Source organism: Mesorhizobium sp. M2A.F.Ca.ET.039.01.1.1, assembly GCF_003998035.1.
Lineage (GTDB): Bacteria > Pseudomonadota > Alphaproteobacteria > Rhizobiales > Rhizobiaceae > Mesorhizobium.
In genome coordinates this window covers 1-2,704 of record NZ_RZRY01000774.1, presented here as the reverse complement: position 1 = coordinate 2,704, position 2,704 = coordinate 1, and the positions used below count along the sequence as shown (strand labels likewise).

The window sequence follows — 2,704 nt, the reverse complement described above, 5'->3', positions numbered from 1 at the left end:
CATCTACGCCACGGCGCCCTCGCCGCTTATGGCGGTGGCAGCGGCGGCGGCCCTCGACATCGTCGCCCAGGAGCCGGATCGCCGCGAGCGTCTTGCGAGGCTGGTCGCGCTCGCCGGGAAGAGGGCCGAGGGCTTGGGCCTGTTCGCGAGCGGCTGGCAGATCATGCCGGTCGTCGTCGGCGACAATGCCCGCGCCATGGCGCTGGCGGCGGCGTTGCAGTCGCGCGGACGACGTGCACGGCATCCGCCCTCCGACGATGCCCGAAGGCACGGTAAGGCTGCGCATCTCGCTGACGCTGAATGTCGGCGAGGCCGACGTTTCGGCAGTGTTCGATGCGCTCACGCAGGAATGGGAGCGCGCCCTACCGCGGTGCAGATTGTCATTACCGGGACCGTCACCTGCATCGGCAAGGCGGTGTTCGCGGCGGGCCTGACCGGTCTGCTCGACGCCGTCTACTGGAAGCCGGTGCAGGCGGGCATCCAGGAAGGGGCCGACAGCGAAACGGTTGCCCTGCTCGCCGGGTTGTCTGCCGATCGGGTGTTGCCGGAAGCGTGGCGCCTTACTGAGCCGCTGTCGCCGCACCGCGCTGCCGAACTGGACGGCGTGGAAATCGACGCCGAGGCACTTACTCTGCCGCCGACCGACCGCCCACTTATTGTGGAAGGTGCCGGCGGGTTGATGGTGCCCCTCAACAGACACACACTTTACATCGACGTCTTCGCGCGGTGGAACGCGCCAATCGTACTCTGCGCCCGCACCGCGCTCGGCACCATCAACCACACTCTGCTCTCCATTGAGGCTCTTCGCGCCCGCTCGATACCCCTGCTTGGCGTGGTGTTCATCGGCGATCGGGTGGTCGATACGCAAAAGACGATCGCCCAGATGGGCAAGGTGCGCGTGCTGGGCCGCCTCCCCTTTCTCCGGTCACTGACGCCGGGAACGCTTTCGGCGAGCATGCAGGAACTATTCAGGGCCACCGACTTCATCGGAGTTGATAAATGAACAGCTCCGCTGTCTGGCATCCCTTCACCCAGCATCCCACCGAGCCGGTGCCGCCGACGGTCATGCGCACCGAAGGCGCCTATGTCGAGACGCGCGAAGGCAGGCGCATACTCGACGCGATCTCCTCCTGGTGGGTCATCACCCACGGCCACCGCCACCCGAAGATCACGGAGGCGATCCGCAACGCGACAGAGACGCTCGACCAGGTGATCTTCGCGGGACTCAGCCACGAACCGGCCGAGCAATTGGCATCGGCGCTGGTCGACATGGCACCGCCAGGCCTCGACTGGGTCTTCTTCTCCGACAGCGGCTCGACCAGCGTCGAGTTGGCGCTGAAAATGGCGCTCGGCTTTCACCGCAACAACGGCGCGCCGCGCTCGCGCATCGTCGTCATGGAGCACAGCTATCACGGCGACAGGAGATGAACCGCACCGCGCGCATCATCGGGTTTGGCCATCACGTGCCGGCTCGAAAAGTCGGCAATGCCGAGATCGAGGCAAGCCTCGGGCTGGAAGAGGGCTGGATCGAAGGGCGAACCGGCATCCGCTCGCGCTTCTGGGCGGAGCCCGGCGATACGCTTTCCGGGCTGGCGGTCAATGCGGGCGACATGGCGCTTGAGACCGCCGGCATCGATCGCAAAGAGATCGGCCTGCTTCTCCTGGCAACTTCAACGCCGGACCATCTCCTGCCGCCGAGCGCGCTGCTGGTGGCGCACAGGCTCGGCCTCGAAAAGGCCGGAGGGGTCGACATGGCCGGCGCCTGCGCGGGGTTCATCTACGCCATGACCTTCGCCGACGGCTTCGTGCGCCTCAACAACAAACCGGCCGTCGTCATCGCAGCCAACATTTTGAGCCGCCGGATCAATCCGGCCGAGCGGGCGAGCGCCGTGCTGTTCGCCGATGCCGCCGGCGCAGTGGTGCTCGCCCCATCAAGCGATCCCGGTCACGGCATCCTCGGTTCCTCGCTCGCCTCGGACGGTTCTGCCTACGACCTGATCCATATCCCGGCCGGCGGCAGCAACCGTCCCTTCGCGGAAGAGATCGACATCGCCGAAACCCGCATGACCATCGCCAATGGCCGCGACGTCTTCGTCAAGGCTGTGGAGATGATGAGCCGCTGATCCGCGGAGGCGCTGGCTTCAGCCGGCCTTTCGGCGCCGGACGTCACCCGCTTCGTGCCGCACCAGGCCAATGCCCGCATCTTCAACGCCGTCGGCAAGTCGCTCGGCATCGAGGATGAGCGGATCGTCAAGACCATCGCCGACTATGGCAACTCGTCGGCCGCAACGATCCCTCTGTCGCTGTCGATCGCCCACGGTGCCAAACCCTTTCGACCGGGCGAGAAGCTGCTGCTGGCGGCCGCTGGCGCGGGCCTGACTGGCGGGGCATTAGCCGTTTAACTTCGGCAGATCCCGAAAAATTCGATGCAACGCAGCGCCCATAAGTGTGAAGCTCAACCATTGAGGACTCACTGTGCGCCATAAGAGACTAACAGGGCAACGTGCGGAGCGCCAAGCGTGTGCCTACGATGCCGGAGGGTTCCTGCCACTTCCTCTCGATTCAGGCAGCGGCTTGGCGCAACGCTTCAGCACGCGGCAACGCCACCTCGAGATTGTCGATTAGCCGCGTTTCGCCAAGCCAGGCAGCGACAAGCAGCCGCGCTGGTCGATCCCCCGTGGGTCGGTCAAAATCCCCCGGGTAT

At 65.8% G+C, this 2,704-nt stretch carries 1 protein-coding gene and 3 pseudogenes; all 4 read left to right on the top strand.

All coding sequences use genetic code 11. The features are described 5' to 3' along the window. Nucleotides 1–434 (top strand): annotated as a pseudogene (locus tag EOA24_RS43490) (hypothetical protein); the annotation flags it as partial. Further along, nucleotides 350–1,003, top strand: a complete 654-nt coding sequence (gene bioD / locus EOA24_RS33450) for a dethiobiotin synthase (protein ID WP_127410555.1) — start codon at nt 350–352, stop codon at nt 1,001–1,003. The pseudogene EOA24_RS43490 and the gene bioD, both read left to right, overlap by 85 nt. Then, nucleotides 1,000–1,419 (top strand): annotated as a pseudogene (locus tag EOA24_RS33445) (aminotransferase class III-fold pyridoxal phosphate-dependent enzyme); the annotation flags it as partial. The gene bioD and the pseudogene EOA24_RS33445, both read left to right, overlap by 4 nt. Before the next feature lie 5 nt (nt 1,420–1,424). After that, nucleotides 1,425–2,402 (top strand): annotated as a pseudogene (locus tag EOA24_RS33440) (beta-ketoacyl-ACP synthase III). The last annotated feature ends 302 nt before the right edge of the window (nt 2,403–2,704 follow it).

Bases quoted from the DNA above. Each gene is read 5' to 3' on its own strand.
- bioD (WP_127410555.1), top strand. From the start codon at position 350: ATGGGAGCGCGCCCTACCGCGGTGCAGATTGTCATTACCGGGACCGTC.